This is a genomic window from Rhizobium sp. BG4 (assembly GCF_016864575.1).
In the GTDB taxonomy this organism is placed as follows: domain Bacteria; phylum Pseudomonadota; class Alphaproteobacteria; order Rhizobiales; family Rhizobiaceae; genus Rhizobium.
The window spans coordinates 480,506-506,132 of sequence record NZ_CP044127.1 but is presented as its reverse complement, the minus strand read 5'-3'; the positions used below and the strand labels follow the sequence as shown (position 1 = coordinate 506,132).

Sequence of the window (25,627 nt, the reverse complement as noted above, 5' to 3'; positions counted from 1 at the left end):
GGTTGAGATATCGTGGCGCTATTCGGGGCACGCCTGATTTTCGCGTAGCGTGCCCCACTTCCTAAAACATCACTTTTTCAGCTTCGAATAGTCGAACTTCGGAGCCTTGGACAGATCGTCCTTGTTGGTGTCCACGTAAGCCTTCCAAGTGCCGTTATCGTCTGCCAGGGCCAGCGATGCCGGATCGATGACGATGTAGCTTTCACCAATGCCGAGAAAACCACCGACGCTCGCCACCACGCCAATTACCGATTTGCCGTCACCAATGACGATATCGGAAATTTCGCCGACGTCCTCGTTCGCCTTGTTGTAGATCTCCACGCCGATCAGTTTGGACGTTACAATGTCGGCATCTTTGATCTCGACATATTTCAGCGGCGTGGTCGCCGCCTTGCCCATGGTGATGCCAGGGCCAGCCATCATCGCATCCGCGCCCGGGGCAACGGTCTGCTGCGCGAAGGCGGCGCCTGCGGAGAGGATCGAGAGGGCGGCGGCGATAGGGATAAGCTTCATGAACACTCCTATGAAAACTGCGCTCAGGTCGACGCCTGGCGCCCATAAACGGTGTTCCGTCGGAAAGAGTTCCACGGCGCGGGAACGATTGATCGCGTCGACGCATTTATGCGCTGCCGGACTGAAAATCTCGTGCGCTGGCAGATTTTACGCAAGGAGATAAGATGCTTGAAAGAGTGTTTGCCACGTTCACGATCTGCCTGATTGCGTCAGGCGCCTCAGCCCAGTCCGTGACAGATCCTGCTGTCGATGCGTGCAGGTCAACTGGTCTGCTGGCGTTGCGCGAGCGCGCTCCCGATATCACCGATCTTGTTCTCGACATGGAAAGCATCGCCGTCAGTAAAGCTGACACCCGTGTCGAGGACGTTCCGGTCAAGACAGTGGTCCTCGGTGAGGCGTATATCGCCCGAAAAGATAAGACGGGCGCGCCGGACCGGTTTGTGTGCCTGCTTGGTGAAAAAGGCAAGGTTCTTTTGACGTTCTTTACGGCCCAATAAGGGTTACCTTCAGATCAACGGCATCGCCAGCTTTCTAAAGCGCAGCCAGCGAAGCAATCAGCGCCGGGATCATCACGACCGCCCCCGCCTTTAGAAACGTATACGCGCTTACGGTGATGCCTTCGCGTCGGAGAGCAGACAACCATAGTATGGTTGCCAGTGATCCGGTGACCGAGAGATTGGGGCCGAGGTCGACGCCGACGAGAACTGCCCCCGCCAGCCGGTCGGAAAGATGGGCTGCATTGACAACGCCGCCAGCGAACAATCCGACCGGCAAATTGTTTGCGACGTTTGACAGGAAGGCCAAGCCGATGCCTGTGATCGCTACTGCCTGCCACTCAGAATAGGCACTGATCGCCGTCAACTCGCTTGCTAGGGAAGCGGTCATCCCGGTCTGATTGATAGCCTCTACCACGACAAAAAGTCCAGCCACCAGGAGAATAACACTCCAGTCGATCGCGCGGACGATGCCAAATGGATTTTGCCGGGCAACAGTAAGAACGATGAGCGTGGTGACCGTGGCGGCGATAAAGGTGGGCAACCCCAAGTCCAGATGTGCAGCCGATGCTCCGACGAGAACAAAGGCGGTTGCAACGAGGCCGATGCCCGCAAGCCTCGCCGGAAATGATAATGCAGGTGTCGGAATATCGGCGGCCAAGGTCTCCGACAACAACGCCTTGCGCTGCGTGACGTAGAGCGCGACGAACGTTATCATGATTGCCGCAATCGACGGAACGAAAAACGTCGCCAGCCAGCGGCCCAGTGAGGGCATTTCGCCGCCAGCGAAGATAACGAGGTTTGCGGGGTTGGAAATTGGCAGGATAAAACTCGCAGCATTTGCGATGAAGGCGCAGATGAACACATAAGGCAACGGGTCGTTGACCTTGGCGGCCCGGCAAGCGGCGTATACGGCGGGTGTCAAGACAACGGCGGTCGCATCGTTAGACAGAAGAGCTGTTACGACCACTCCGACGGCGTAGATAAGCGCAAACAGCCTTTTCGGCGATCCCTTGGCACGGGATGTGGCAATTGCCGCGACCCAGTCGAAAAGTCCTTCTCTGCGAGCAAGTTCGGACAGCAGCATCATGCCGATCAGGAACAGGTAAACATCGGTTCCCTTTGCCACGCCCGCCCAGATTTCCGCCGGATTGAGGATACCAAGGACAAGGATCAATCCTGCGCCCAGGACGGCCCAGACGGCTTCAGGTAGCCGGAAAGGGCGAATGACGACGCCAGCCGCAGTTCCTGCAGCAATTGTAAGGGTAAGAGCTGACTGGTTCATATGCATTCCGGAGTGTATGTCAGTGCGCGATCTGCGCGGGTTTTTCCTTGACCTCGGCCCAGTTCGACCGGCGTAAATGGTCGAGCAAGAGGTAGATCACGGGCGTCGTGTACAGTGTCAGCAACTGGCTGACCAGCAGGCCGCCAACGATTGCGTAGCCGAGCGGCTGACGCAGTTCCGATCCCACTCCGTGCCCGATAGCAAGGGGCAGGCCTCCAAGCAAGGCTGCCATCGTCGTCATCAGTATCGGCCGAAAGCGCATTTGCGCCGCCTGGACAATCGCCTCCTCGCTCCCACAGCCCTCCCGCTCGGCCTGAACGGCAAAGTCCACAAGCATAATCCCGTTTTTCTTGACGATGCCAATCAGCAGTATGACGCCTATCATCGCAATAAGTCCGAAATCAAAACCCGCCACCTTCAACGCGAGCAGCGCGCCAAGACCAGCCGATGGCAGTGTCGAGAGAATGGTCAGCGGATGAACAAGGCTCTCGTAAAGAACCCCAAGGATGATATAGACAACAACGAGTGAAGCGACGATCAATAACGGTACGGTTGCAAGCGAGGCTTTGAAAGCTTTCGCGCTGCCCGCAAAGCTCGTTTCCAGAGAGGCAGGCGGATGCATGCCGGCGACTGCGGCTTCAATCGCCTTTGTTGCATCACCCAGAGCAATATCAGGCGCGAGATTGAAAGAGATCGTCACCGCAGGCGACTGACCCTGATGGGCAATCGAGACAGGCGAGACGCCGTCCGTTGACCACTTGGCAACGACCGACAGGGGCACGAGGTTGCCGTTGCTCGCACGTACCGACAGCCGGTCCAGAGTTGCTATGTCGTGCTGCAGGTTTGGCAAGACTTCGAGGATGACCCGGAACGTATCGGTTTGCGTTGAATAGGATGCGACCTGACGCTGACCGAAGGCATCATAGAGGGTATCGTCGACCGCCGATGGTAATACGCCGTAAAGCGTTGCTGCTGCCCGGTCGATCTTGATGGACAGGTTGGGCGCCTCGGCCTGCTGGTCACTGCCGACATCACGCAGTTCTGGAAGGCTTTGCAGCTGACTGGTGACCCTTTTGGCCCAGTTGCCGAGCTCAGCGATATCGGCGTCCTGCAACGTGAACTGATACTGCGTCTTCGCTGGACGTGCGCCGATATTGATGTCTTGGGCCGACGACATGAACAGCTTTATCCCCTGCTGAGCATTGAGCGCCTCGCCCAGCCTGTCGATCACTTGTTTGGCACTGGCGTCTCTTTCATTCAGAGCTTTAAGGGTGATGTTGACATGCCCCTGATTAAGGGCATTTCCGCCATTGCCCCCGCCAATGTCCATGAAAACCGAGTAGACCGCCGGATCCTTCAGGATGATGGCGCTTACGCGCTCCTGCAGCTTGGCCATTTCCGTGAATGAGATATCGGGCGAGGCCTGAGACAATCCACCGATAAACCCGGTGTCCTGTTCGGGGAAAAAGCCTTTGGGAATTGTGATGAACAGGTAAGCCGTCGCACCAAGGGTGGCCAAGAACAGCGCCAGCGTCAGGAAGGGATGGCGGATGAAGGGACGGAGCGATCTGACGTAGCCGGCGGTCAAGGTCTCGAACAGCGCCTCGCCGGTGCGATGAAACCATCCTTCCTGCGCCGGGTTGACCGGGCGAATGAATTTCGATGCCAGCATCGGGGTCAGCGTCAGCGAGACGAGCGCCGATATGGTGATTGCGATCGTCAGGGTCAGCGCGAACTCTCGAAACAGTCGTCCGACGATACCGCCCATCAGCAGGATCGGGATCAGCACGGCAACCAGGGACAGGCTGATCGAGACAATCGTAAAGCCGATCTCTCGAGAGCCCCGCCTGGCCGCTACCTCCGGTTCGACGCCTTTCTCGATATGACGCGTGATGTTTTCCAGCATGACGATGGCATCATCGACAACGAAGCCGACTGCCACGACGAGAGCCATCAGGGAAAGATTGTCCAAGCTGAAGCCAAGGGCCCACATGGGTGCGAGCGAGCCCGCAAGCGCGATTGGCAGGGTCAGGGCGGGTATGATGGTCGCCCTGAGGCTCCTCAGGAAGAGAAAAATGACGGCGACGACGAGACCGATGGTCAGCATCAAGGTGAACTGGACGTCGTCCACGGATGCACGGATCGTTGTCGTTCGATCAGTCACCAACTCCAGCCGGATCGACTTTGGAAGCGAGGCTTGCAACGCTGGCAGCTGCTCCTTTACCGCATCCACCACGGCGATGACGTTGGCCCCTGGTTGTCGAAAGACGTCGAGCGCAATGCCACGCGTGCCGTTCGTCCAATGCGCCATCTTGTTATCTTCTGCGCCATCAATGGCCAGGCCAATGTCGCGGATACGTACGGGGCCGCCATTTCTGTAAGCTATGACCGCATCATTCCATTCAGCGCTGCTCCCGATCTGATCGTTCGTGTAGATCGGGAAGGTTCGGGTTGGATCGTCGATATTGCCTTTGGGTGCACTAAGGCTGAGATTGCCGATCGCGCTTCGAACGTCTTCCAGCGTCACGTCAGCCTGCGCCAACCTCCCAGGATCGACTGAAATCCGAATTGCAGGCTTTTGCTTGCCGCCAATGTTGACGAAGGCGACGCCGTCGACCTGGCCGATTTTCGATGCGACGTTGCGCTCGATATATTCGTCGAGTTCAGGAAGAGGAAGCACGTCCGACGTTGCTGAGAGCTGCATGACAGGTGCATCGGCCGGGTTTGCCTTATGAACCCTTGGCAGCGACGTCATGTCTTTGGGCAGCTGTCCTGCGGCTTCACTGATGGCCGTCTGCACATCGCTTGCCGCTGTCTGGATATTCTGGTCGAGCCCAAACTGCACGGTTATGGAGCTGGTGCCGAGAGAGCTGTTAGAGGTCATTTCGCTAATGCCGGACACGCGCGATAGGGCGTCCTCTATCGGCTGCGCAACGCTGGCGGCCATCGTTTCAGGCGAAGCGCCGGGAAGATTGGCTTCAATTTGGATCGTCGGGAAGTCGATTTGTGGTAGTGCCGATACCGGCATGAACGGGTAGCATATTGCCCCGAGAAGAAAGATACCGCTCATGATCAGACCGGTTGCAACCGGATGAGCGATGAAGAAGTCGAAAAAGCCCCCCGACCTCGAAGTGTCGCTGTTCTCCTCGATTGTCATGGTTTGGTCGCTCCGGATAGCTGGCCGGTAGGCGAACCGCTCCATGGGGTGACGACAACCTTTGCGCCGTCACCGATACGCGATTGGCCGTCCATAACAACCTCCTCGCCGTCGCCGATACCTTCGCTGACGAGCGCCATGGCGTCGGTGACAAATGCCGTCTTGACGCTACGACGGGCCACCTTGCCATCCGCTTCAACGACATAGGCATAAAGGCCGTCCTGTCCACGGGCGAGGGCCTTGTCAGGCACGACGATCCCTGTGCGCCTTTCGACTGTCAGTCGCGTTGCGACAGGAAGCCCTGGCCAAAGAATGCTTTTGGCATTGTCGAACGTGGCCTTGAGATGAATCGAACCATTGGACGCATCGACAGAATTGTCGAGTGTCGTCAGCTTGCCCTCCGCCAGGGTTTTGCTGCCGTCGGTACTTGTCAATCTGACGGCCGCGATGCCACGCTCGAGCGCCGCTCGAATCTCACCGAACCGGTCGCCGGGAGCGACAAAGGATACGCCGATCGGGTCCATCTGCGTGATTGTGACGACGCCGCCGGTGGAGGCGGCGGTGACGACCGAGCCGACGTCGACCTGTCGAAAGCCGGCTCGCCCGGCAAAGGGCGCGGTTATGGTGGCGAAGCCGAGCTGGGTCTGCGCATTTTTGATGAGCGCATCATCGTATTGAACGGCTGCTAATGACTGTTGGCTCGATGCCGTCTTTTGCTCCAGGGTTGACGCGGAGGCTACGCCCTTATCAGCAAGTGCAGCATAGCGCTGGGCGTCGGTTCGCGCGCTATTGAATTGTGCTTCGTCCTGAGCCTTCTTGGCCCGCGCAGAGGCAAGCGATGACAAAAGTTCGCGGTCGTCGAACTTAACGAGAGTGCTACCCTTTTCCACCATTTGCCCCTCATCGAACAGGATTGCGACGACCTGGCCGTCGATGCGCGGCCTGATCGTCACTGACTGGAGAGGTGAAACCGTGCCGATACCATTGATCACACGGTCAAGGATGGCCGTTCGCGCTGCGATCGCCGTGACCGGGATCGCAGGCTGTTCGTCCGCCATCAAGGGACAGGTCATCTGGACAAGAATGCTGAAGGTAATCAGCGCGCAGCCGAGCTTGCCCGGTGCGGCAAGCGGTTGAGCCAAGGATTTGATCATGCCCGCCACTCCGTGAAAGCCGCCGATTAACGCACGCCGACGAGTTTGGTTTCATCGGCGCGCGTCAGGTCATAGTCCGCCCTTCAACGGCGCAACTCACGCAGCGCTTCGCCGATTGGCCCGCCATGAGGCGGGGGACCAGGCGGGGGACGAAGTGCGTCGGTTCTCCCATTCTGATGGACGACGTAGCTAGCGTGCAGGAAGCCATGTTCGAAGCGGCCCTGGACGCTGACAGGCTCGCTGATGGCGACAATGCTTCCGCTCTCACCGGCAGGCCCCGTCTCGATGAGCGCGCGGCCTGTCTCGTCCTGAACGATGAACTTGTTGCCGTAAATTTCTGCTACCGTCCCTTTGACCGTGACGGTGCTCCAATCATCTTTCAAGCTGGAGATCGATGTCGGTGTCAAAGGTGCGAGATCGACGTTTGGGCGGGTGAATTTCATTGCTGCCGCTCCGCCAACCGCTCCTATGGCGAGCACGGCAAAGGCTGCGATGCCAAACGCGGCTACGTGTGCTGCTCCTCTCCGTCCGCGTTGTGGTCGTTCCAGATGCGCCGCTTCGTGGGTCGCTGGGTCATTCGACATGTTCGGTCTCCAGGTTGTTTTGACGTGCCGACTATAGTCCTGACCGCCCGACAGAGCCTGAACGCCCATGTTCAGTTTGAGTTAAGCGAAAACGCCCTATTTCGGATGGAGCATAGGATGATGTGGATTAAACATGCGCATTCTTTTGGTGGAAGACGACGTCGATCTTTCGGCCCGCATTGCAGCCAGTTTGCGTGCGGAGAATTTTGTGGTTGATATCGCCCGAAACGGTGAGGACGGTGAGCATGCCGGTTTGACGGAAATCTATGACGTTGTGGTGCTCGACCTCGGTCTGCCAAAGAGTGACGGGGTCACGGTTCTTAAATCGTGGCGAAGCCAGGGACGTAACTTTCCGGTCATGGTCCTGACGGCGCGTGAAGGATGGCCAGACAAGGTTGCGGCATTCAAGGCAGGGGCCGACGACTTCTTGACGAAACCCTTCCGCTTCGAAGAGCTTGTTCTTCGCTTGCGGGCTCTGGTCCGGCGCGCGGCAGGACACGCAGCTTCGATCGTGCAATGTGGCGACATATCCTACGATGCACAGCTCGGGACGTTCGAGCAGTCGGGACTTCCTCTCAAGCTGACAGCCTTTGAATGGCGCGTGCTTTCCTGTCTTATGCTGCGCAAGGAAACCATCATCGACAAGCGCGAGCTGCTCGAGAGGGTCTATGAAGGCGACGCCGATGTCGATTCCAATTCGATCGAAGTCATTGTTGCACGGCTGCGGCGCAAGATCGGGGCGGACCGGATCGAGACGGAGCGGGGGCGCGGCTACAGGCTGACGAAAGGGATTTGATTCGGGACGCTATGCGAAACCAGTCGACACTGGCGGGCCGGCTTATATGGTTCTCGGTCGCCTACGCCTCGCTGGCGGTGATTGTCACGTCGCTTGTACTTTGGTTCGTCATTGCCGGCGTTGTCAGAGAGCAGGTCGATCAACGCCTGGACCTTCAGATCGAGACCATACGCAATGCAATCGTTATCGGCGCTGATGGCGGTGTCGGCTTGCGAGGATCTGTGGATGCCCCTCCTTTCGACCGGCAAGGTTCCGGTTGGTACTGGCAGGTCGAGGCAAAGGGCCAAAGGCTGTCGTCGCGTTCTCTTGGCAGCGAAACGATCGAAAGCCCACCGTCGCCGTTTGACTGGCGTCGGTTGCTGACAGGCACCTCACAAGCAGCCGACGGAGGTGACGGCCGCGGCGGGGATCTGCACTTCCGGGTCGCGAGGACTTTTGTCGGCGGAACCGGTATGGAGATTGTCGCCTCTGCCCCCTCATCTGCGTTGAGCGTGCCCTCGAAGAGGGCATTGGTCTTTCTGGTTCCCGCCATGCTGATACTGGGTGCCTGCTTGATCATCGGAAGTGTTCTTCAGGTGCGCTTTGGACTTTCTCCGCTTCGCAGGCTTTCCGGTCAAATCGCTGAGATCGCGACGGCGCAGCGATCCGCCCTGCCGCCAGCACAAGCTGCCGAGCTTTTTCCAATAGTGGAGGAAATCAACCATCTGGTCGAAGCCAACAGACTTCGTCTGGCCCAGACCAGGCTTCAGTTTGCCAACCTGGCCCATGGGCTGAAAACACCAGTGGCAGGCCTTGGTCTTGCTCTCAATGATGATAACGATCCAAGCGGAGCGTCGAGGGCGCTCGTGGCGCGCATTGACCGGAACATCCGACATCACCTCGGTAGGACACGGTCCAGCTTTGCCGATGCAGGTCATTACTTTTCGATCGAGCTGGCTCCAAGGATCGACGATATTCTGGAAATGATGTCGAGGATCTACGCGGACCGCAAGATCGTCATCAGGAATAGCGTTTCGAGTGGAACCTTTCTGAACTGTTCTCCGGAGGATGCAGACGAGATACTGGCAGGCATCATCGATAACGCCTTCAAATGGGCCGCTTCGGAGGTTCAAATCTCAACCACAATCGAGCAGGACAATGTCGCCGTCGTCATCGCGGATGACGGCCCGGGCATCGAGGAAGCCTTTATCGGTGACGTCCTTTCTCCCGGACGCCGGCTGGATGAGACGAAGCCAGGCGATGGGTTCGGGCTTACTATCGCGGCAGAGCTGGCTGAAATGTACGGCGGTTCGGTCGAACTGGCCGTGCGACAAAGCCATGGCCTGGTGGTGACGATCAGGCTTCCGGTCGCCATGCGCTGATCAGCCAGACGCTCTGTGCCGCAGGAATACTGTCGTTGACTCGCGCCTGGACGATGACGCGAATATTTCTGTTATTTCTTGATTTCAGGTAACTGTCAGATTTCGCCCCTATGTGCCTCTGGTTTTGTTCAATCCAGGAGACCTGAACGCATGCTGCAAAACAAGAGCATTTTTGCTACGCTTTTAACGCTGTGTCTCGCGACGCCAGCGCTTGCCGCAACAACGGTGACGGTGACAGAAGGCGGAGAGGGCGGCGGACCAATGACCCTGACCGTCGACCAGCCGACCGTGAAGGCAGGCGACGTGCTGTTCAAGGTCCACAATGATGCGATGACCGAGGAACATGAAATGGTTCTGGTCAAGCTCAAGAGTGCCGACCAGCAGGTCTCCGTCGTCAAGGGCAAGCATCGCGTGGATGAGAAGCAACTCAAGAGCCTAGGCGAAGTGTCCGACCTCAAGCCTGGGGCCGACGGCACACTGAAGGCCAAGCTCGCTCCAGGTTCCTATCTCTTGCTCTGCAACATCAAGGGGCATTACGAAGCGGGCATGCATGCCACGCTGACTGCAGTCAAATAAGCCGCCGTCGGGCGGCGTGGCGCCGCCAGACATTTTATTCGGGGCATGATGCGTCACTCTGCGGCATCCTTGCGCATAACACTTGCGGAGAGAAGAAGGCTTCTCGCCAACTTGTCACGCAATCGTAAGCCGTTTGGGTCTTTGAGCATCTGGTCTAGAAGCAGTGGATCTCGTCGCAAGACGGATCGGCTGCTTCTTCCTGTGGGCCATCAGGTTCGATTGTCGCTGGTGCTGCAAATCCGATGTCGGCAAGAATTTGTGCTTTCGTCGCAATGGAGAACGCCTCGATGGCATTGATGAGATCTTCTCGTCCGCCTCGACGATAGATTTCGGTCGCTTTTGCAAAAATCATGACGTCTCCCTCGCTGCGCCCGCTCAGGCGTGCGCGCGATCCTTCGGAAGTAGGAGGAGCAAGGTGTTAGTCAACTCATCCGAAAGCGGTAGAGCGCGGCCAGCAGACGTGCATCAGCCGATCTCAACGTCCGGCTTTCGCAGGAGGCCGGGCACTGCCCGGCAGCCTCGATGATATTAGGTCTTCAATCGTCCTTTTGCGTCGCAACTTGCTCGGTCATTGCGGCGCGGTGCAAGCGGCGGTCTTTGCCGCGTGAAACCCTCGTCACCTCGCTACTTATATCTCGACTTTCTTCTGCCGCCATGCAACTAAAGATCGTCTGCCTTAGTGCCCAGGGGATTGATGTGTCAGTCAGCTATGACGAAATTCTGGCCGCAGCAAATGCAGCACTGGAGCCAACGGCTGCGGCATATACAGCGGTGCACGACAATGCTGGCAGCGCGAAGGTCAAGGCAGCGGTCGCACGTGCCTGGAAGACAGTTCACGAAGCAGCAGAGCTTGTCTTAGAGGCGGATCAACATGCGCTGAAGCGCTCGACATTTCGCGGCAACGACTTGAAAGAGTTGATCGGCATTGGAGTGGCCTTGGTGGAAGGGTCGATGAAGAAGACCATGGAACAACCGCGCCAGGTCGCCAATCTTTTGCGTGAGATCGAGACGGTGCTCCGAAACGTGTTCCGCTCGCTGAAAATCGTCGACGCGAGAGTTGAGGCTATCACAAAATTAACGAGCCCAGAACCCATTCGTGCCTCGTCGTCGGAGCGCTGACCGTGCCTTGACAGGCCGGGGTGGCATGTGGCGTGCAGTTCGGCTGTCGCGGGACCGTCGACCTCTCAATATCTTTAGAAACTCGCGGCGACTACGCTCATCGATCACGACCTTCCTCACGCCTTGGTTGTACGCTTTAGGTGTCAGCTGCTCCAGCGGTGTCTTCAACGCGTCCCACTGACCACACTATTGGCGCTTGGCCCCAAGCTGACGATATCAAGGAGCTCAGACATGCTGAAGAAGACCACTCCGAGCAGGACAAAAATTGCCAAGCTGAGCAGCGCCGTTCGTTTTTTCATAGCGCAGAGCTAACGCAGTAGCGACACGCAACAATCGGACTTAGGTCCGACGTCTTTCTAAGATTTCCAAGTTCTGCAGTCTTGTCGGCCGGGGTTGACGTCGCTGAGGCCTCGGCGCGAGCTCTTGCGGGGATATAGAACACCGCAAAGAAGCCTCGACAATTGCGCGGAGCTCGTCCATCGAGGCGGGCGCCGCTCGCCCAACAGGCGCGTCCTTTCGCGACGGACACCGGCAAACCGTGCGCACGAAGCTCACGACACCGTCCCGCATGGTGTGTACCACAATTTTGTTGACGATCGGCCGATGCAGTTGCAACTCCCGGCGGAGGCGTATCGCGGTCGATGATTGCTTGAGCCGAGGCGCCAATCCTGACGATGGGCAATTCACCGACTGTTGCGCTCGATCAGGCGATTGAGCTTGCCGTTGCCCCAGGAGTGATAAGATGCTCGAACCGGATTTCGGGGCTGCGGGGCAAGGCGGCGGTTGATGACGGACGAAAACAGCAGACGCTTGAGACGCGCATGGCCTCGGACGCCATGGCTGTACAAGTCGTGAAGCAGGGCGCGAATTTCGAACCATTCATCCTCTGATGAGATCGGCAGATCCTCCTCCAGCTCGCGCAGTATCTGGAGACAGGTTTCGCTCAACGGAGATTCTGTGCTTTCTTCCACCATGTTACAGGGACGATCCGCGCTCCAAGCTGGTAAGACACTTAAATTCGGTCAGACGTTTAAACGAAAATTGCAATTACGAAAAGCCCGCCGTACTTAAGGAGGCACCCCACAATGTCGGTTCTGCTGCTCAAGCCTCGCCGGCGAGGGTCTTGATCAATTCGAACAGGCTTTGTGATCATGACGAATGCTTATTCAGCGGGCCTGCCTCTTGGGGAGGCGGCGGGTCTTTGACTGCAAGAAGTGCAGCGTCGTGATCGTCAGTGTGGATATTTCTTCACCGAAAGGCACTACCGGAGTGGTCCCGGGTATGCCCGCAACTGCTGCAATCGGCCAACCCAATCCGGTCCGACCTAGTTCGTATTGTTGCACGTCCTGAAACACAATGGCCAGCTTCTCAGGCAGAGCGGCTGAGATATTTTCAGCATTCTTCTCCGGCTTTGCAAACGCGCGCCCACATCAACGTCGACCTGCGACGGGATGGAAGGCGGACGTCGTGACATGACGGATCGTTTCCGATGTGTGGTCTCGGTAGAGGACGCGTGGGATGCGAAGAGGCAATCCGACCGATCGGCGCGAATGTTCCTGCAAGCGCCGTAAGCGAAGAATGACACGAATGAAGGTGGTGAGCATTCTGTCGGTCTAGCCCGTCAAGCAGCGCCCCGGTATGCCGTCACTCGCTGCCGGGGTGTTGCGACGCAGTCTGAAAGCGGCAGGTGGGCTAGGCACTACCGCAATGGCCGCAACTGCCCCCGGCGGTCAAAGTCCTGCAAGTTGAGGACGTCGACCATCCGGTCGGCTTCTGGTCCGTCCAAGCAGTCGAGCGTGACGCCATGAAACTCTGCCGGCCATCCCGTAAATATGTCGATGACGGAATAATTCCGATCAAACGGGTTCTTCGAGATTTGGTAGCGTAAATGATCCATTGTGAAGACAAAATAACGTCGGTGCCACCGCGATCAAGAGGCTTGAGGGTCAGCTGCCACTCCTATCAGAACGGCTTTGTAAGGCGAGCCCGATTCGCTCGCGCATCAAGTTGGAGGCAACCTAGACATAAGGACTCTGGGCCCTAACTAACTGATTGCAGTGCCGTAATGGCAAAACTATCAATGACGAAGGATGCTCATATGACAACACTCATAATCATCATTGTTCTTATACTCCTCCTCGGCGGCGGCGGCGGCTACTACGCCCATGGCAGATATGGCGGGCGCGGCTTGGGGGGCGTGCTTGGCCTTGTCGTTGTCATCCTGTTGGTACTTTGGCTGCTTGGTGCGCTGCATGGAGGCGCTGCCCCGCCAGTGTGATCTGCCAGGTTGGGTGGCGGCAGAGGTCGCCACCCGCCCCATGCCTTGGACAATTCGATCGAGCAGAGGCGGCGCGCATGGCCCTAATGAGACCCGGCCGATGGCGATCGCGTTGAACTTCGATGTCATGACGGCTACGGCGGCGAGACCTCCAGAGCACGATAGTCGATCGTTGCCAATGCCGTTTGCACCCGACGCAAGTCAGCCGCGTCGAAAGCACCTTGTGCGCCGGCGCGCCCCTTCGTCATTCCAGGTCGAGTGAGCGGCGTAGGTCCTCGATCCGCTTGGAGGCCTTTGCTTTTGTCAGGTCTTCCGAGAAGGCGTCAGAGCGGTGGGCCTGCTCCGACAAGGTCTTGAGGTAGGAGCTTTGCGCCCCGGTCATTGGCTCGTCGCCACTCACCCAGTCGTCCGGGTCCTTCTGTGTGTTCGACGAACTGTCCGGTTTTGAATTTTCACGCATGCCGATCTCCTGAAAACTGAAGTCGTTCCCCAAACGTTCCGGAAGCGCGGTGGTTCCAATCTATGTTGGTTGGCGTGGAACCAGGCCCAGGTCTGCTCCGTTTCGCCTTGATGATTGTCAGCTGCGAGGACATCGATTTGCCGACCATCGCTACGGCAGGCTGGTCCATTCCAAAGAAAAACGCCGATCGGTTCGCTGAAGAAGGAAGCGCCCTGACACGATATGCTTCCATCTTCGACGGCGTAGAGATCAATTCGACCTTCTACCGCCGACACCGGCCGTCCACCTTCGCGCGATGGGTCGACGCAGTACCGGATGCATTCCTGTTCTCGGTAAAGCTTCCGAAGGAGGTCACTCACGAGCGAGCGATGAGAGACATCGCTGCGCCGTTCCAGACGTTCCTTGGCGATATCGCACCATTGGACAAAAAGCGCGGACCTCTTCTTTGCCAGCTGCCGCCGTCGCTTGCCTTTAATGCTGAGGTGCTCGCACCGGCCTTCAGGATAATGCGCGACGCCGATGATGGACCGGTTGTTGTTGAGGCACGACACGCGAGCTTTTCGTGCAGCGAGGCATTGGATCTATTAAAGACATATGCGATGGACCGTGTTCTTGCAGATCCTGCGCCGGTCTGGCCAGCAAACGATTTTGACAGGCGACCAAGATACATTCGTCTGCATGGCACGCCAAAAATTTACTGTTCAAGCTACAGCAAGGAGGAAATCCGTTCATTCTGCGATCTGCTGGCGTCGGACAGCTGGTGCGTTTTCGACAATACAGCTTCGGGCGCTGCAATCGAAAACGCAATGACGATGCGCCAGCTCCGCGAGCCATCCTAACAGAAGCCGCTGCCTTTGAGGATTCTATAGGCATTGATCGTGGCCCTAAGGCGATCCTCCGACTGCCGATCCCCGCTATTGGCGTCCGGATGGTCGAGTTTAAGCCGCTCTTTATATCGACGTCTTATGTCGTCTGCGGTGGCATCACGCGGGAGCGCGAGCGTGTCAAAGGCCTGGGCTTCAAGTGGCCTCAGCTTTCGCAACGAAATAGTGCCGGTCGGCTGGACGGCTTTTCCGCGCGCTTTCAGTGACTTTGCCGAACCCGAGGGTATCGACGAGGGCAGTGGCGTCTCCAAAGCCTGGTGATTTGTTCTGACGCCACGCGCCGGAATTCTGCCAGCGGCGGCGTCGAGCTGATATCTCGCGACGACGGGGTCTGATTTGCCTGGCGAGTAGTCGTAGCCCTTGCTGTACTGTCTCGAGTGTCCAGCGCAAAACATCAGGTAGAGCCCATCGGCGGCGCCCCCAACCGGTGCGCGGTGAGTGCCGGCGCTTTCGCACCCTTCCCACTGACACTTAGGGCCAGTCTGCTCCTGAGTTGCGCTGCGCCGTCCACTGCGTGTTGGCCGGATGCCAACGAAGATCTTATTATCGCTCATTGGACTGCTATATGGCGAACACTTTGTGCAGGGCAAGCGTGCGATCGATCATCGTATCCTGACGGCAACCTCGCGAGCCCTCAAGGCATAGTGTGACGGCGGTTCGGCCGGCAGTTACGACCTCGTCTCCCCCTTTGACCTCCGCTCTCGCGGCCGGCGGTGACGTTCTTGAACGCAAACGAGATTGCACCGGTCTGTTCGGGTGAAGGACCAGGTTCGAGCTCTCTTCACATCCCTGGCGTCCTCTCGTCGTGGATCATTGTGCTATGGACACTGAAAGACGGCGGGCTCGGCCGGAGAATGGATAAAAGAAAAGGCTCGTCGCATTCCGGTACGACGAGCCTTTGACATGCAGGGGTCTCGATCATCTTACTCTACTACCCCAGCTGACATAAAGTAACAGCTCTAAGCTGTAGGGCAATTCATCCGAAAGACGTAGTTCACCAACCGGTAGGTTGTAGCGGACCGGCCCTCCGAAGAGATCTCGCCCTTTGAACTGTAGGCCATCCTCAGCAACGCTCGGAGCAATTCTTGTCGTTCTCGCTGAGCAGCGGGCGCAGTCTGTGCTGACCGGTGTCCCATTCCCTGCTTCCAGAGCCTCCCGGCACTCGGTCTCCAATGCTCTTTTGCCGCAGTAATCTTTGATGAGGCCATGAACCATGGAGATTTCGTCAGGTTCAATCGGCTGCTTGCCGCGCCTGCCGAATGCTTGAAACATCCCATCGCCTAACCATGCCTATCAAGCGCGCAGACCATCGGCTGAGGAGACGCAGACGCAACGACATATCAAATGCGCGCGCCAGGAGGCGCGACGGTGATGAAGGCCCAGCTCTCCTGTCGAACAAGTGCCGTCAGGATTGGCGATATGGTAACACGTCGATGCGACCGTTGGACCCACTGCTGCACCGCAGCCGAGGCTTTGCGCGGTCGACAGCTGGCCGCCACGGTTCAATTCTTGTCAGCGGACGGCCAGTCGTTTGCAGGTTCCTCGACCACCGCACTGCCATCTTCCGCAGGGTCGGGGTCACGATCAAGCGCCATCCGCAGCTCATCGACCTCTTCGACGATCGCCCGCAAGACATCCTCATGCCTCGCTCCGGCAACCACGAAGGTGTCGACAAAATCTTCCAGCCGGTCGCGCAACCGCGCTCTCCATGTCTCGGTCATGATTTCCTCCTCTTCTTTACGATCTTGTCGCTGAGCTCGATCCATACGGGCGCGTGATCGCTTGTGTGGTCCCAACCGCGCACGTCTCTATCGACTTGCGCCGCCGACAGACGGTCCGCCGCCCCAGGGCTCAGGAGGACGTGGTCGATCCGAAGACCCGCATCACGGGCAAAAGCGTTTCGGAAGTAGTCCCAGAATGTATAGATGCGCTCGCCCGGGTAGAGATGGCGCAGGGCATCTGTCCAGCCCTGATCAACAAGATCCTCATAGGCCTGCCGCACTTCGATCCTGAACAACGCGTCATTCGTCCAGCGCTCCGGCTTATAGACATCCAACTCCGTTGGCATGACGTTATAATCGCCGGCAAGCACGACTGGAACATCCAGCTCCGGCAGTTCCCTGGCATAGTCCTGCAAACGCTTGAACCAACGTAGCTTGTAGTCGAATTTCGGTCCTGGATAGGGGTTGCCGTTGGGAAGATAGAGACCCCCGATCACCATTCCGTCGACGATGGCCTCGATATACCGGCTGTGTTCGTCAGCCGGCTCCCCTGGAAGCCCTCTCCTCGTAAGATGCGGGTGCTGTCCTTTGGCAAGGATCGCCACACCGTTCCAGGACTTTTGGCCATGCCAGACGGCGCCATAGCCAGCTGCCTCGATGGCTTTGACGGGAAACTTATCCTGCGGCGCCTTGAGCTCTTGCAGGCAAACGATATCGGGATCCGCCTCCTGCAGCCACCGTAGGAGGACTTCCAGCCGGCCGTTGACGCCGTTGACATTATACGTCGCGATCTTCACGGCTCAGCGGCGACTGATGTCTGCTTCCACGTTCTTGCGACAGTTTCCAGCGCTCTTGATGGCCTTCTTAACCGCGTCTGCAGAAACGCCCTGCTTCTTTGCTTCATATCGAACCTCGTAATCCTGACCGCCCGCTACTCTTTCTCGGTCCTGAGCACGTCCCCTCGAAGTGGTTGCCATGGACAGTCTCCAGATTTATTGCCTCGGTATGCAGAAACGATCAAAGAATCAGTAAGTTCCATGGGCCGGGAGCATGATGGTTTGAAGGATGGAGCAGCCATCATCGTCGAACAACCTGGGGCGGGACAGACACAGCCATCGCGTCAGTTGTTGCTGCAGATGCGGATGCAGGATACTAAGGCTCCGGCTGCAAGCAACCCCGGCCGTGGAACCGATTTGCCGGGTAGGCCATTTCTGACGCATGCAAACGCGAAGCCTTTTCCTCATTATTTCGCAACCCGTCGCCTGGCTGACGGGACATCGATTGGTCTTGGCGGGGGCATTAGGCGCTGTGACGGTCTGGTCAGTTGGTGGATGGATTGGCGGCCTGCCGAAGGAATGGTGCATGTTGTCCAACATGATCGGAAGCCTCGTCACCCTTTTATCCTGCTCATCATACAGCACTCGCAGAACCGCGGTATAGCGGCGCTTCAAGTGAAAGTGGGCGAGCTGGATCCGATCAAGCGATGCCGGTAACCATATGATCGGCATCGAGCGAGCCGAGGCAGACGAGCTGTCGCGGCTTGCGAGCGTTCTTCGGGCAGGCCCGTGACTGCCCCGGCGATCCTGCTCCCGTTCCACGGCCTCCTCGACGCACTCTGTCGGCTAACCGCTTGCTTATCTCGCGCAGTTTAGAGACGGACCGATCACGCGTGAATGCGGGACGTTGCGATGGGCGTATGGCAGGAACGGTGCCGGCTGCTGCGCCTTGTCGCTCGGATGGCCAAAACCTCTTCCTTAGATGGCTCACCTGCCGAGATCTTTTTCGCCACCGGATACCAACCCTCGCAAGCCCAATACGCCAAGTCCACTCGCGGCATTTCCCAGCGGGACTGTGATCAGCACGACGACACATTCTCCGAGTTTCATGTTCGAGCCGATGCCCGTCATCGATTGTTCGCCATCATGAGATTTCTCGCATCGACATCGCTGCTGCCGTACAATGGAGCGCTTGGATGGCGTGTCTGTTGGTCCGCATCGGCGTTAAGCCGCTCTCTTACGGTTGCCCGCCGCCGCCTGCTGCGCCATAAATTTGTCCGGTGGCGTAACTGGCCTCAGGATCTGCGAGCTGAACGTAGATGGACGCCAGTTCTGCCGGCTGTCCCGGGCGCCCCATCGGTGTGTCGCCTCCGAACTTTTCCAGCTTTTCCATCGTGGCGCCCCCGCTGACCTGCAGCGGAGTCCAGATTGGGCCGGGCGCGACACCATTGACGCGGATGCCTTTGGGGCCGAGCTGCTTGGCCATCGATTTGGTGAAATTCATCATCGCGGCCTTGGTCATGGCGTAGTCGACGAGGTTCTCTGAAGGATCATATGCTTGCTCCGAGGTTGTCTGGATAATCACGGAACCTGGCTGCATGTGCTTGAGCGCTGCACTTGTCAGGAGGAAGGTTGCGTAGATATTGGTTTTCATAGTCGCGTCGAACGCCTCGTAGGTGATCTCTTCGATCGACTTTGCTTGCTGTTGGCGGCCGGCATTGTTGACCAGTATCTCGAGGCCGCCGAGTGCACCCACCGCATCTTCTACCAGTTTTTCACAGAAGGCCGCATCCCGCAGGTCGCCGGGAAGCGATATGCCTCTACGGCCTTCCTTCTGGATCAGCGCGATCACCTCCCGTGCATCGGGCTCCTCATCCGGAAGATAGTTGATGGCGACATCAGCGCCTTCGCGGGCGTAAGCGATGGCTGCCGCGCGACCCATGCCGGAATCGCCCCCGGTGATCAGCGCCCTGCGTCCCGCAAGACGGCCAGAACCCTTATAGGAAGCCTCCCCGTGATCGGGCTTGGGCACCATCCTGCCGGCAAGGCCTGGAAATGGCTGACTCTGCTTCTGGAATGGCGGTTTCGGGTACTTTGTTGTAGGATCGTCCATCTGTGCATTCTCCTGCGTGTTCGAGGCCGACCAGGCGAAGCCTTGGAAAGCCGAGGCTGCGAGCGTTACGCTTGCCGCAGCAATCACCGATCGCCGGGTCATGGGGACGGAGTGTTTGGGTGTGATGACAGCTCTTTCAGCGTTCGCGGCTTCGGTCGCCCACCAACTTAGGTAACGCTGCGAGGTTCCCTGCTTCGGAACCAAGAGTGCTCTTATGGTGTTGCGTCCTTGAACCGGAGTACCATCATGCCGCACCTTGAAACGGACAGCCTGCGAATAGTCTTCGACGAAACTGGAGTGCGTCATGGCCAGCCGGTTCTCCTTCTTCACGGATGGCCCGACGACGCTTCCACATGGTCGTCTGTCACGTCGCTGCTGGGGAACCGGGATCTTCGACTGATTGCGCCATACTTGCGGGGGTTCGGTCCGACCGTATTTCGCAACGACAGTGCATTGCGCAGCGCGAACGGTGGCGCCCTTGCGATGGACGCCATAGCCCTCATGGACGGCCTGGGCATTGAGCGGTTTTCCGTCGTTGGCCACGACTGGGGCTCAAACATCGCCGAAGCCCTCGCCATTGGCTGGCCCGAGCGCGTCGACCGGATGGCGCTGCTTTCGTCGCTGCCGCGCATGGGCGGTTTGAAGACCCCTTCATTTCGGCAGGCCGAGCGATACTGGTACCATTGGTTCATGGCGACGAAGCGCGGAGCTGAGGCGATCCATGACGATCCGCATGGCTTTGCCCGCATCCAGTGGGAAAACTGGGGGCCTGACGGCTGGTTTGACGAGGCAACTTTTGCCTCGGTATCGAAGTCCTTCGATAATCCGGACTGGGTCGCTGTCACGCTGCACAGCTATAGGGTTCGTTGGGGGGAAGCCGAGCCCGATCCGCAAAGCGCATGGCTTGAAGACCGCGTCAGGCAGACACAGTCGCTCTCGCTGCCGACGGTCTACTTCCAGGGGCTGGAAGATGGCGTCAATCCGCCTGAGCTCTCCGAACACTTGCACGAAAAGTTCTCGGGCCCCTTTGAAAGGATCATTCTTCAGAATGTCGGACATTTTCCGCAACGCGAGGATCCGCAAACCGTAGCGCGAGAACTTGCCATATTCCTTGAGCAATAGGGCCCTAGGAACAGGTAGGCTGCAGTCGACGTTTATCTTGTTGGCCGAAGGGACCATGTTCATGTTCAAAACTTCCGACGCCGATCTCGAACCGCGCAGTGGCAGCCCGAGCGCCCGGCGACCTGAGGGGAAGATCAAGCGCCGCTTCATGAGCCAGTGTAGGGACGCAGCGCATCAAAAGCTGTCGTTGGAGCTCGCAAAGGTCTTCGATGCAGCCCGGGATGCAGACAAGCACGTCGCGGCTGGATCCGCCATCATACCCGCGTGGGAGAGATGACCGGAGTGAACACCTACGTCGTTACGCTCCTGATCTTCGGCGCCGTGGTTTTGTTGACCGCCTGGCTGCCCATGGCGCTGAGGCGGGTCCCTCTTTCTTTGCCCATCTGCTGCATTGCCATCGGAATGGCACTCGCCTGGTCTCCATTCACGCCTCTGCCGCAGTTCAACCCGCTGGAGAATGTAAAATGGGCCGAGCACTTGACGGAGTTCGTGGTCGTCGTTGCCTTGATGGGGGCTGGCCTGAAGATCGACCGGCCGCTCGGTTGGGCACGATGGATGATCACCTGGAGATTGCTGGGGATCGCCATGCCTATCTCGATTGCCGCGATCGCGCTTCTTGGGTGGAGCGTCCTCGGTCTTGGAGCAGCGTCTGCTCTTTTACTCGGTGCAGCACTCGCACCCACCGATCCTGTTCTTGCAGCAGATGTTCAGGTGGGGCCGCCGCAGACAGGTGAGGAAGACGACATCCGTTTCGCGTTGACGTCGGAGGCCGGCCTGAATGACGGGCTGAGCTTTCCTTTTGTAATGGCGGCGATGGCAATCGCCGGCAGCACGGCCGGTCATTCGGACTGGGTCTTGCCCTGGCTGGCTGTCGACGTTGTCTGGAAGCTCGCCGTGGGCGCCGGAACGGGATGGATTGTCGGCCGCGCGCTTGGATACCTCACCTTTAAGGTTCCGGAACGAAGCCGGATCGCACGAACTGGCGACGGGCTTGCAGCGCTCGGTTTCACCTGCGTGGCCTATGCGATCGCCGAACTCGTCCATGGATATGGGTTCGTGGCGGTGTTTGTTGCTGCGCTGGCGTTGCGCAGTGTCGAACGACACAGCAGCTTTCATGGCGAGCTTCACGATTTCGGCGAACAAATAGAGCGAATGCTGATGATGGTGCTGCTCGTCTGCTTCGGATCAATCGTCGCTGAAGGATCGCTTCTGCAAAAGGTGGATTGGCGAGTGGCAGTGGTCGCTGTTGTGACCCTTTCGCTTGTGCGACCGCTGGCGGGTTGGATCAGCCTGATGGGCTGCCGGCATTCCGTTGCGGAGAAGGCGATTGTTTCAGTGTTCGGCATCCGTGGATTAGGATCGATCTACTATCTCGCCTACGCATCCGGGAAAGTGCAGTTCGAAGGAATAGAGACAATATGGGCAACAGTTCTCGTCATTATCCTTGCGTCAATTGTGCTGCACGGCATTGCGGTGACGCCGGTGATGCGGTGGATCGACCGGCGACGCGGCGTCCACAAGATGAAGCCGGCGCCAACGCCTGGCGCGACCGATTGATTACCTGTTTGCCGGGCTGCCAGCTGGGCGCAACCCCGATCACCGGAAATCTACGCGCCCGGCGGGCGGGATCCAAAGATCTCGTCGAGGGCTCGCAGCAAACTGAGGATCCGTTGGTCGTCGGTCCGGTAAAAGACCGTTTGAGCGCTCCGCCTCGTTTTTACCAGCTTGTCCGCGCGCAGTTTGGACAGGTGCTGTGAGAGCGCCGACTGTGAGAGGTCCACATGAAGCATCAGGTCACCGACCGATATCTCCTTGTGGGCCAGAACGAGCAGTATCTTCAAGCGATTTTCGTTAGCAATCGCGGACAGCAAGGCGGCTTTGTCCTCAAGGGCGTCGTCCGGTTCTAAGGTCATCGAGGGATCCGAGAATGCTGGTCACGATGCGTGGCGCCGCCAGTGTAGATCGGCTCTCAGGCAATGCAATTAAATATTCTAACAACGCTATGTTTTTCGTGCCGCACGATAAGCTAGAATCAAATGGCGCAGGGTGTTTGGCGAGATCTCCAAGAATACCGACATCGGCGTTTCGCCCTTAATTGGCGCGCGCGGGTGCGTTGACGTCGAGACAAACCCGTTGCGGCGACTTCACTCATGATCGAATCGATCTCTGCGAAGGCGCGCATCGAAACAATGCCTGCGGTAGGCAGAGGTCGGACCTTGGTCCGATGCGACGACGCGGACGGAACAAAACCTGACTGGTGCGGTTTGAGGGAGACCAAACGCCTCGCGTCGTGGGGCTGCGGACAACCAAGGAAACTCGTCATGTTCAAAAACCTATCACTTGTTTTGGCTTTCACCGCGACCTTGCCGATGTTGACGGCTTGCACAGCCACCGAGAAGGGGACCGCAATTGGCGCGGGAACGGGTGCCGTCATCGGCGGAGCCGTCACGAATAGCTGGGGAGGAGCCGCGGTTGGTGCAGTTGCCGGTGGCGTCGCAGGCGCTTTGATCGGCCGTTCGACCGAACATAGAGGCTATTGCATCTATCGTGATCAGTATGGCCGCAAGTACGAGGCGCGGTGCCGCTAGGCCGTCGGGTCGTTCGGTATCCGCTCCAGCTTGTACGGGGACCGTTGCTCGCTCGCGAGAAATTGGTTCCCGAACAACTGCGCAGAAAACCAGGACCGCTAGATTCGCAGGTCAAAAGCTGAAGCCACTCTGGAGCCGCCTAGCTGCTGGATCGCGAGCAGGGTGGGCAGGACTAATGTCGACGCGTCGGAAATTGCGAGAGGTGAGCAGGTGGCCGAGGCAGCGAGAGTTCGGGTCATTGACCTGGAGACCGCGGGAAACGGCCCCAACGATGTATGCGAGATCGGCTGGCAGGACGTCGTCCAGGCGCCAGACGGACGCTGGGGGCTGGATGCCGAACGCGGCTCGTTCCTGGTTGACCCAGGTCGTCCCATATCGCCGGAAACAATGGCGATCCATCACATCCTCGACCGAGACGTGATCGGCGCGCCTCTGTGGAAGCAGGCCGCAGCTTCCGTCCTTCAGCCGCGGCAACCAGTCGCGGCACTTGCTGCACATCGCGCCGCCTTCGAACGACGCTATTGCACGCCCCGGCTTTGCGCAGGGGCGCCGTGGATCTGCACATGGAAGTGCGCCCTGAGGCTATGGCCGCATCTGCCGCGGTTCTCGAACCAGATGCTGCGTTACCAGCGCATGCCGGTTGGGCTTGTGCACGAGATCGGTCTGCCCGCCCACCGCGCGATGCCAGATGCATATGTGACAGCTCATCATCTGCGTGACATGCTGAATGAAGCTTCACTCGAGCAGTTGCTGGCATGGAGCGCTCAACCGGGCCTGTTGCCCCGCGTCCCCGCAGGATCCGAACGCGGCAAGGCTTGGAGCCAAGTCGATTTGCAACTCCTTCAGGGATTCCTCAAGGATCGAGACGCCGACATCCGGTTTACTGCCGAAATGGAATTGGCCCGGAGGGAAGACAAATCCTCCACGGTAAAAGAGCCGCCCATCCAGCCACGCCTGCTTTAGCACTCGTTTCGGTCGCCACGGGCCGCATGGCGGGACCCGTCCAGACAGAGGAATTATGCGCTTGCTATGATCTCCTGGACTTCAAGTTGAGGGGAGAGGAACGGTGAGGCATCCGGTCGAACATTCGGCAACGGGTCACCGAGACGACCGGGCAAAGCACCCACGAGCGACGATATGGCACCTGGCCGCAAAAGGGATGCGTGTCATATCACAATATGCTGGAATTTTGAGGAACCGAGAGTGCTAAAAATCTATCGTGACATTGACGGAACTGTCAGGGCTGGCCAACCTCAAGACACATTGCCTGGTCGGGTAATCTGGATGGACCTGATCGATCCCGACGAAAAGGAAATAGCGTTTGTCCAACATCGGGCGAAGGTGCGTGTTCCGACAAAGGAAGCGCTGAGCGAAATCGAGGCGTCCAGCAGGCTCTCCAAACAAGGTAACCGGCTCTATCTCAGCGCGCCTGTCGTTGCCCACGCCAGCATCGAGCATGCTGAACTGTCGCCAGCTGGGTTTATCGTCGGTCCTGACTTTCTCGTGACCGTACGCTTCGAAGCCTTGCCCGCTTTCGACGCGGTGGCCGATCGCATAAAACATGATGAAAGCCTGTCCAGTGGAATGGGAGTTTTTGTCGCGCTGCTTGAGGCGATGGTCGATCGTGGTGCAGATGCCCTTGAGCATCTGGCCACTGCAGTCGACCACGTGTCCCGTTCGGTCTTCAAAGGCAACCTTAGGGGATCTACGTCCTCTCGAAACGCCAATTTCACCTTGCGCCTGGCGCTTTCGAAAGTTGGCAGGCTGGGCGACCGATCATCGAAAGCAAGAGATGTTCTCCTCGGTGTCGGGAGGATGGCGTCGTTCACACTCGATGTGTGTCATGACATGCTGTCGGACGAATTCCGTGACCAGCTCCACGCCGTTACCAAAGACGTCGCTTCTTTGAGTGACTATGAGACCCACCTTTCTGACAAGACACAGTTTCTGCTCGACGCCGTTCTTGGCTTCATCACCATCGAGCAGAACGACATATTCAAGGTATTGACCATCGCATCGGTGGTGGGCGTCCCGCCCACCCTGATGGCTGGCATATGGGGGATGAACTTCAAGTTCATGCCTGAACTTGGCTGGACTTGGGGTTACCCATTTGCCTGGGCGGTCATCGCCTTGAGTGCCATACTGCCGCTATTATGGTTCTGGCGGAGAGGGTGGTTTTGATGCCGACCGAGGGTGGTCTGTCATGGGAATGTTCTCACGGCCTGCTGTTTCGCAAAAAAGCTTTGACCAGAGGGTGAACCGCGCGAAAGAGTCACCATATCGATCTTATGGAATACCATCTGTCCCCGCGTGAGCGAGAAGTGCTGACATTGATGTGCGATGGCAAGAGCGCCCAGGAAATTGCAGACATCCTGGGGATATCGGTCTACACCGTGCGCACGCATATCGATCGACTGAAGGACACGTTCTGCGTCTACAAAGACACGGCGCTGGTGGCTGCTGCGTTCAGAACTGGCGTGATACATTGACTGGCCGGGGCTGGCTTGCGAACCCGGGCAGTGCTGGCTTGTTGCGCACTGAACGCCGAACCTTCAGGGGGAGGCGCATAAGCCTCGATTCGACATTGCAGGGATGACATTCGAAGATAATCCGATGAGCGGTTTGAACCGGTTCGGTCTTGGGATC

At 58.2% G+C, this 25,627-nt stretch carries 28 protein-coding genes; 13 read left to right on the top strand and 15 right to left on the bottom strand.

The genetic code is table 11. The annotated features are described in order from the left end of the window. Positions 1 to 69 precede the first annotated feature (69 nt). A complete protein-coding gene (locus tag F2982_RS30065) occupies positions 70 to 513 on the bottom strand; it encodes a PRC-barrel domain-containing protein (RefSeq protein ID WP_199629738.1) in 444 nt (147 codons plus the stop codon). 164 nt (positions 514 to 677) lie between these two features. On the opposite strand from F2982_RS30065, the gene F2982_RS30060 reads away from it, so the two are divergent. Continuing rightward, positions 678 to 1,010 (top strand): hypothetical protein, encoded by a 333-nt coding sequence (locus F2982_RS30060; RefSeq protein ID WP_203431260.1) that lies wholly within the window; start codon positions 678 to 680, stop codon positions 1,008 to 1,010. A gap of 34 nt (positions 1,011 to 1,044) precedes the next feature. On the opposite strand, the gene F2982_RS30055 is transcribed toward F2982_RS30060, so the two are convergent. From F2982_RS30055 to F2982_RS30040, 4 genes are all read right to left on the bottom strand, one after another. Beyond that, positions 1,045 to 2,292, bottom strand: a complete 1,248-nt coding sequence (locus tag F2982_RS30055) for an arsenic transporter (protein WP_203431259.1) — start codon at positions 2,290 to 2,292, stop codon at positions 1,045 to 1,047. A 19-nt stretch (positions 2,293 to 2,311) separates the two neighbouring features. Further along, on the bottom strand, positions 2,312 to 5,449 hold the full coding sequence (locus F2982_RS30050) for an efflux RND transporter permease subunit (RefSeq protein ID WP_203431258.1): 3,138 nt from the start codon (positions 5,447 to 5,449) through the stop codon (positions 2,312 to 2,314). Beyond that, a complete protein-coding gene (locus tag F2982_RS30045) occupies positions 5,446 to 6,603 on the bottom strand; it encodes an efflux RND transporter periplasmic adaptor subunit (RefSeq protein WP_203431257.1) in 1,158 nt (385 codons plus the stop codon). The genes F2982_RS30050 and F2982_RS30045 overlap by 4 nt, the downstream gene beginning before the upstream one ends. An 83-nt stretch (positions 6,604 to 6,686) precedes the next feature. Beyond that, on the bottom strand, positions 6,687 to 7,046 hold the full coding sequence (locus F2982_RS30040; RefSeq protein WP_203431256.1) for a hypothetical protein: 360 nt from the start codon (positions 7,044 to 7,046) through the stop codon (positions 6,687 to 6,689). 274 nt (positions 7,047 to 7,320) lie between these two features. Between F2982_RS30040 and F2982_RS30035 the strand changes: the two genes are divergently transcribed. From F2982_RS30035 to F2982_RS30025, 3 genes are all read left to right on the top strand, one after another. Continuing rightward, positions 7,321 to 7,983 carry a response regulator transcription factor gene (locus tag F2982_RS30035; RefSeq protein WP_203431255.1) on the top strand — a complete coding sequence of 221 codons (663 nt, stop codon included), beginning with the start codon at positions 7,321 to 7,323 and terminating at the stop codon, positions 7,981 to 7,983. An 11-nt stretch (positions 7,984 to 7,994) separates the two neighbouring features. Next, positions 7,995 to 9,344, top strand: coding sequence for a HAMP domain-containing sensor histidine kinase (locus F2982_RS30030; protein ID WP_203431254.1), 1,350 nt, complete (start codon positions 7,995 to 7,997; stop codon positions 9,342 to 9,344). Between the two features lie 150 nt (positions 9,345 to 9,494). After that, the gene (locus F2982_RS30025; RefSeq protein ID WP_112718991.1) at positions 9,495 to 9,920 is read left to right on the top strand and encodes a sulfocyanin-like copper-binding protein; all 426 of its coding nucleotides are present in this window, start codon (positions 9,495 to 9,497) and stop codon (positions 9,918 to 9,920) included. A 154-nt stretch (positions 9,921 to 10,074) separates the two neighbouring features. Here the strand turns inward: F2982_RS30025 and F2982_RS30020 are convergent, their stop codons facing one another. Beyond that, positions 10,075 to 10,272, bottom strand: coding sequence for a hypothetical protein (locus F2982_RS30020; RefSeq protein ID WP_112718990.1), 198 nt, complete (start codon positions 10,270 to 10,272; stop codon positions 10,075 to 10,077). A 344-nt stretch (positions 10,273 to 10,616) separates the two neighbouring features. Here F2982_RS30020 and F2982_RS30015 point away from each other — a divergent pair, with 344 nt between their 5' ends. Continuing rightward, complete coding sequence (locus tag F2982_RS30015) at positions 10,617 to 11,039, top strand: hypothetical protein (protein WP_130279573.1); 423 nt, start codon at positions 10,617 to 10,619, stop codon at positions 11,037 to 11,039. A 683-nt stretch (positions 11,040 to 11,722) separates the two neighbouring features. Here F2982_RS30015 and F2982_RS30010 read toward each other — a convergent pair. After that, positions 11,723 to 12,013 (bottom strand): hypothetical protein, encoded by a 291-nt coding sequence (locus F2982_RS30010; protein ID WP_130279572.1) that lies wholly within the window; start codon positions 12,011 to 12,013, stop codon positions 11,723 to 11,725. A gap of 1,124 nt (positions 12,014 to 13,137) precedes the next feature. Here F2982_RS30010 and F2982_RS30005 point away from each other — a divergent pair. Beyond that, the gene (locus F2982_RS30005; protein ID WP_112719047.1) at positions 13,138 to 13,317 is read left to right on the top strand and encodes a DUF3309 family protein; all 180 of its coding nucleotides are present in this window, start codon (positions 13,138 to 13,140) and stop codon (positions 13,315 to 13,317) included. Positions 13,318 to 13,561: 244 nt separating this feature from the next. Here F2982_RS30005 and F2982_RS30000 read toward each other — a convergent pair whose 3' ends face one another. After that, entirely contained in the window at positions 13,562 to 13,777 is a 216-nt protein-coding gene (locus F2982_RS30000; RefSeq protein ID WP_203431253.1) for a DUF3072 domain-containing protein, read from the bottom strand. Between the two features lie 137 nt (positions 13,778 to 13,914). Between F2982_RS30000 and F2982_RS29995 the strand changes: the two genes are divergently transcribed. Next, the gene (locus F2982_RS29995) at positions 13,915 to 14,616 is read left to right on the top strand and encodes a DUF72 domain-containing protein (protein WP_203431252.1); all 702 of its coding nucleotides are present in this window, start codon (positions 13,915 to 13,917) and stop codon (positions 14,614 to 14,616) included. Here F2982_RS29995 and F2982_RS29990 read toward each other — a convergent pair. The 6 genes from F2982_RS29990 to F2982_RS29965 form a co-directional block, all read right to left on the bottom strand. After that, complete coding sequence (locus tag F2982_RS29990) at positions 14,613 to 15,215, bottom strand: J domain-containing protein (RefSeq protein ID WP_148194602.1); 603 nt, start codon at positions 15,213 to 15,215, stop codon at positions 14,613 to 14,615. The genes F2982_RS29995 and F2982_RS29990 overlap by 4 nt on opposite strands. Positions 15,216 to 16,163: 948 nt before the next feature. Continuing rightward, entirely contained in the window at positions 16,164 to 16,382 is a 219-nt protein-coding gene (locus tag F2982_RS29985) for a hypothetical protein (protein ID WP_148194603.1), read from the bottom strand. Then, a complete protein-coding gene (gene xth, locus F2982_RS29980; protein ID WP_203431251.1) occupies positions 16,379 to 17,179 on the bottom strand; it encodes an exodeoxyribonuclease III in 801 nt (266 codons plus the stop codon). The genes F2982_RS29985 and xth overlap by 4 nt, the downstream gene beginning before the upstream one ends. Positions 17,180 to 17,182: 3 nt before the next feature. Then, positions 17,183 to 17,359 (bottom strand): DUF3606 domain-containing protein, encoded by a 177-nt coding sequence (locus tag F2982_RS29975; RefSeq protein ID WP_203431250.1) that lies wholly within the window; start codon positions 17,357 to 17,359, stop codon positions 17,183 to 17,185. Positions 17,360 to 18,145: 786 nt separating this feature from the next. Next, entirely contained in the window at positions 18,146 to 18,289 is a 144-nt protein-coding gene (locus F2982_RS29970) for a hypothetical protein (protein ID WP_203431249.1), read from the bottom strand. 106 nt (positions 18,290 to 18,395) lie between these two features. Beyond that, positions 18,396 to 19,271 carry an SDR family oxidoreductase gene (locus tag F2982_RS29965; protein ID WP_246777766.1) on the bottom strand — a complete coding sequence of 292 codons (876 nt, stop codon included), beginning with the start codon at positions 19,269 to 19,271 and terminating at the stop codon, positions 18,396 to 18,398. 246 nt (positions 19,272 to 19,517) lie between these two features. Between F2982_RS29965 and F2982_RS29960 the strand changes: the two genes are divergently transcribed. Together F2982_RS29960 and F2982_RS29955 are read left to right on the top strand one after the other, a co-directional pair. Beyond that, positions 19,518 to 20,393: an alpha/beta hydrolase gene (locus tag F2982_RS29960; protein WP_203431248.1), complete on the top strand. Its 876-nt coding sequence runs from the start codon at positions 19,518 to 19,520 to the stop codon at positions 20,391 to 20,393. A gap of 282 nt (positions 20,394 to 20,675) precedes the next feature. Beyond that, positions 20,676 to 21,950 (top strand): cation:proton antiporter, encoded by a 1,275-nt coding sequence (locus F2982_RS29955; protein WP_203431247.1) that lies wholly within the window; start codon positions 20,676 to 20,678, stop codon positions 21,948 to 21,950. Positions 21,951 to 22,000: 50 nt separating this feature from the next. Here F2982_RS29955 and F2982_RS29950 read toward each other — a convergent pair whose 3' ends face one another. Further along, positions 22,001 to 22,306: a metalloregulator ArsR/SmtB family transcription factor gene (locus F2982_RS29950; protein ID WP_203431246.1), complete on the bottom strand. Its 306-nt coding sequence runs from the start codon at positions 22,304 to 22,306 to the stop codon at positions 22,001 to 22,003. A gap of 408 nt (positions 22,307 to 22,714) precedes the next feature. On the opposite strand from F2982_RS29950, the gene F2982_RS29945 reads away from it, so the two are divergent. The 4 genes from F2982_RS29945 (at position 22,715) to F2982_RS29930 (ending at position 25,470) form a co-directional block, all read left to right on the top strand. Continuing rightward, a complete protein-coding gene (locus tag F2982_RS29945) occupies positions 22,715 to 22,981 on the top strand; it encodes a YMGG-like glycine zipper-containing protein (RefSeq protein ID WP_246777681.1) in 267 nt (88 codons plus the stop codon). Positions 22,982 to 23,191: 210 nt separating this feature from the next. After that, entirely contained in the window at positions 23,192 to 23,944 is a 753-nt protein-coding gene (locus F2982_RS29940; protein ID WP_203431245.1) for an exonuclease domain-containing protein, read from the top strand. A 321-nt stretch (positions 23,945 to 24,265) separates the two neighbouring features. Next, positions 24,266 to 25,162 (top strand): magnesium transporter CorA family protein, encoded by an 897-nt coding sequence (locus tag F2982_RS29935; protein WP_246777680.1) that lies wholly within the window; start codon positions 24,266 to 24,268, stop codon positions 25,160 to 25,162. 107 nt (positions 25,163 to 25,269) lie between these two features. Beyond that, complete coding sequence (locus F2982_RS29930) at positions 25,270 to 25,470, top strand: LuxR C-terminal-related transcriptional regulator (protein ID WP_112718976.1); 201 nt, start codon at positions 25,270 to 25,272, stop codon at positions 25,468 to 25,470. The last annotated feature ends 157 nt before the right edge of the window (positions 25,471 to 25,627 follow it).

Excerpts from the sequence above, each read along its gene's own strand:
- F2982_RS30065 (WP_199629738.1), bottom strand. The coding sequence starts at position 513 with ATGAAGCTTATCCCTATCGCCGCCGCCCTCTCGATCCTCTCCGCAGGC.
- F2982_RS30060 (WP_203431260.1), top strand. The coding sequence starts at position 678 with ATGCTTGAAAGAGTGTTTGCCACGTTCACGATCTGCCTGATTGCGTCA.
- F2982_RS30055 (WP_203431259.1), bottom strand. The coding sequence starts at position 2,292 with ATGAACCAGTCAGCTCTTACCCTTACAATTGCTGCAGGAACTGCGGCT.
- F2982_RS30050 (WP_203431258.1), bottom strand. The coding sequence starts at position 5,449 with ATGACAATCGAGGAGAACAGCGACACTTCGAGGTCGGGGGGCTTTTTC.
- F2982_RS30045 (WP_203431257.1), bottom strand. The coding sequence starts at position 6,603 with ATGATCAAATCCTTGGCTCAACCGCTTGCCGCACCGGGCAAGCTCGGC.
- F2982_RS30040 (WP_203431256.1), bottom strand. The coding sequence starts at position 7,046 with ATGAAATTCACCCGCCCAAACGTCGATCTCGCACCTTTGACACCGACA.
- F2982_RS30035 (WP_203431255.1), top strand. The coding sequence starts at position 7,321 with ATGCGCATTCTTTTGGTGGAAGACGACGTCGATCTTTCGGCCCGCATT.
- F2982_RS30030 (WP_203431254.1), top strand. The coding sequence starts at position 7,995 with ATGCGAAACCAGTCGACACTGGCGGGCCGGCTTATATGGTTCTCGGTC.
- F2982_RS30025 (WP_112718991.1), top strand. The coding sequence starts at position 9,495 with ATGCTGCAAAACAAGAGCATTTTTGCTACGCTTTTAACGCTGTGTCTC.
- F2982_RS30020 (WP_112718990.1), bottom strand. The coding sequence starts at position 10,272 with ATGATTTTTGCAAAAGCGACCGAAATCTATCGTCGAGGCGGACGAGAA.
- F2982_RS30010 (WP_130279572.1), bottom strand. The coding sequence starts at position 12,013 with ATGGTGGAAGAAAGCACAGAATCTCCGTTGAGCGAAACCTGTCTCCAG.
- F2982_RS30005 (WP_112719047.1), top strand. The coding sequence starts at position 13,138 with ATGACAACACTCATAATCATCATTGTTCTTATACTCCTCCTCGGCGGC.
- F2982_RS30000 (WP_203431253.1), bottom strand. The coding sequence starts at position 13,777 with ATGCGTGAAAATTCAAAACCGGACAGTTCGTCGAACACACAGAAGGAC.
- F2982_RS29990 (WP_148194602.1), bottom strand. The coding sequence starts at position 15,215 with ATGAGCGATAATAAGATCTTCGTTGGCATCCGGCCAACACGCAGTGGA.
- F2982_RS29985 (WP_148194603.1), bottom strand. The coding sequence starts at position 16,382 with ATGACCGAGACATGGAGAGCGCGGTTGCGCGACCGGCTGGAAGATTTT.
- F2982_RS29975 (WP_203431250.1), bottom strand. The coding sequence starts at position 17,359 with ATGGCAACCACTTCGAGGGGACGTGCTCAGGACCGAGAAAGAGTAGCG.
- F2982_RS29970 (WP_203431249.1), bottom strand. The coding sequence starts at position 18,289 with ATGACGGGCATCGGCTCGAACATGAAACTCGGAGAATGTGTCGTCGTG.
- F2982_RS29965 (WP_246777766.1), bottom strand. The coding sequence starts at position 19,271 with ATGGACGATCCTACAACAAAGTACCCGAAACCGCCATTCCAGAAGCAG.
- F2982_RS29960 (WP_203431248.1), top strand. The coding sequence starts at position 19,518 with ATGCCGCACCTTGAAACGGACAGCCTGCGAATAGTCTTCGACGAAACT.
- F2982_RS29950 (WP_203431246.1), bottom strand. The coding sequence starts at position 22,306 with ATGACCTTAGAACCGGACGACGCCCTTGAGGACAAAGCCGCCTTGCTG.
- F2982_RS29945 (WP_246777681.1), top strand. The coding sequence starts at position 22,715 with ATGTTCAAAAACCTATCACTTGTTTTGGCTTTCACCGCGACCTTGCCG.
- F2982_RS29935 (WP_246777680.1), top strand. The coding sequence starts at position 24,266 with ATGGACCTGATCGATCCCGACGAAAAGGAAATAGCGTTTGTCCAACAT.
- F2982_RS29930 (WP_112718976.1), top strand. The coding sequence starts at position 25,270 with ATGGAATACCATCTGTCCCCGCGTGAGCGAGAAGTGCTGACATTGATG.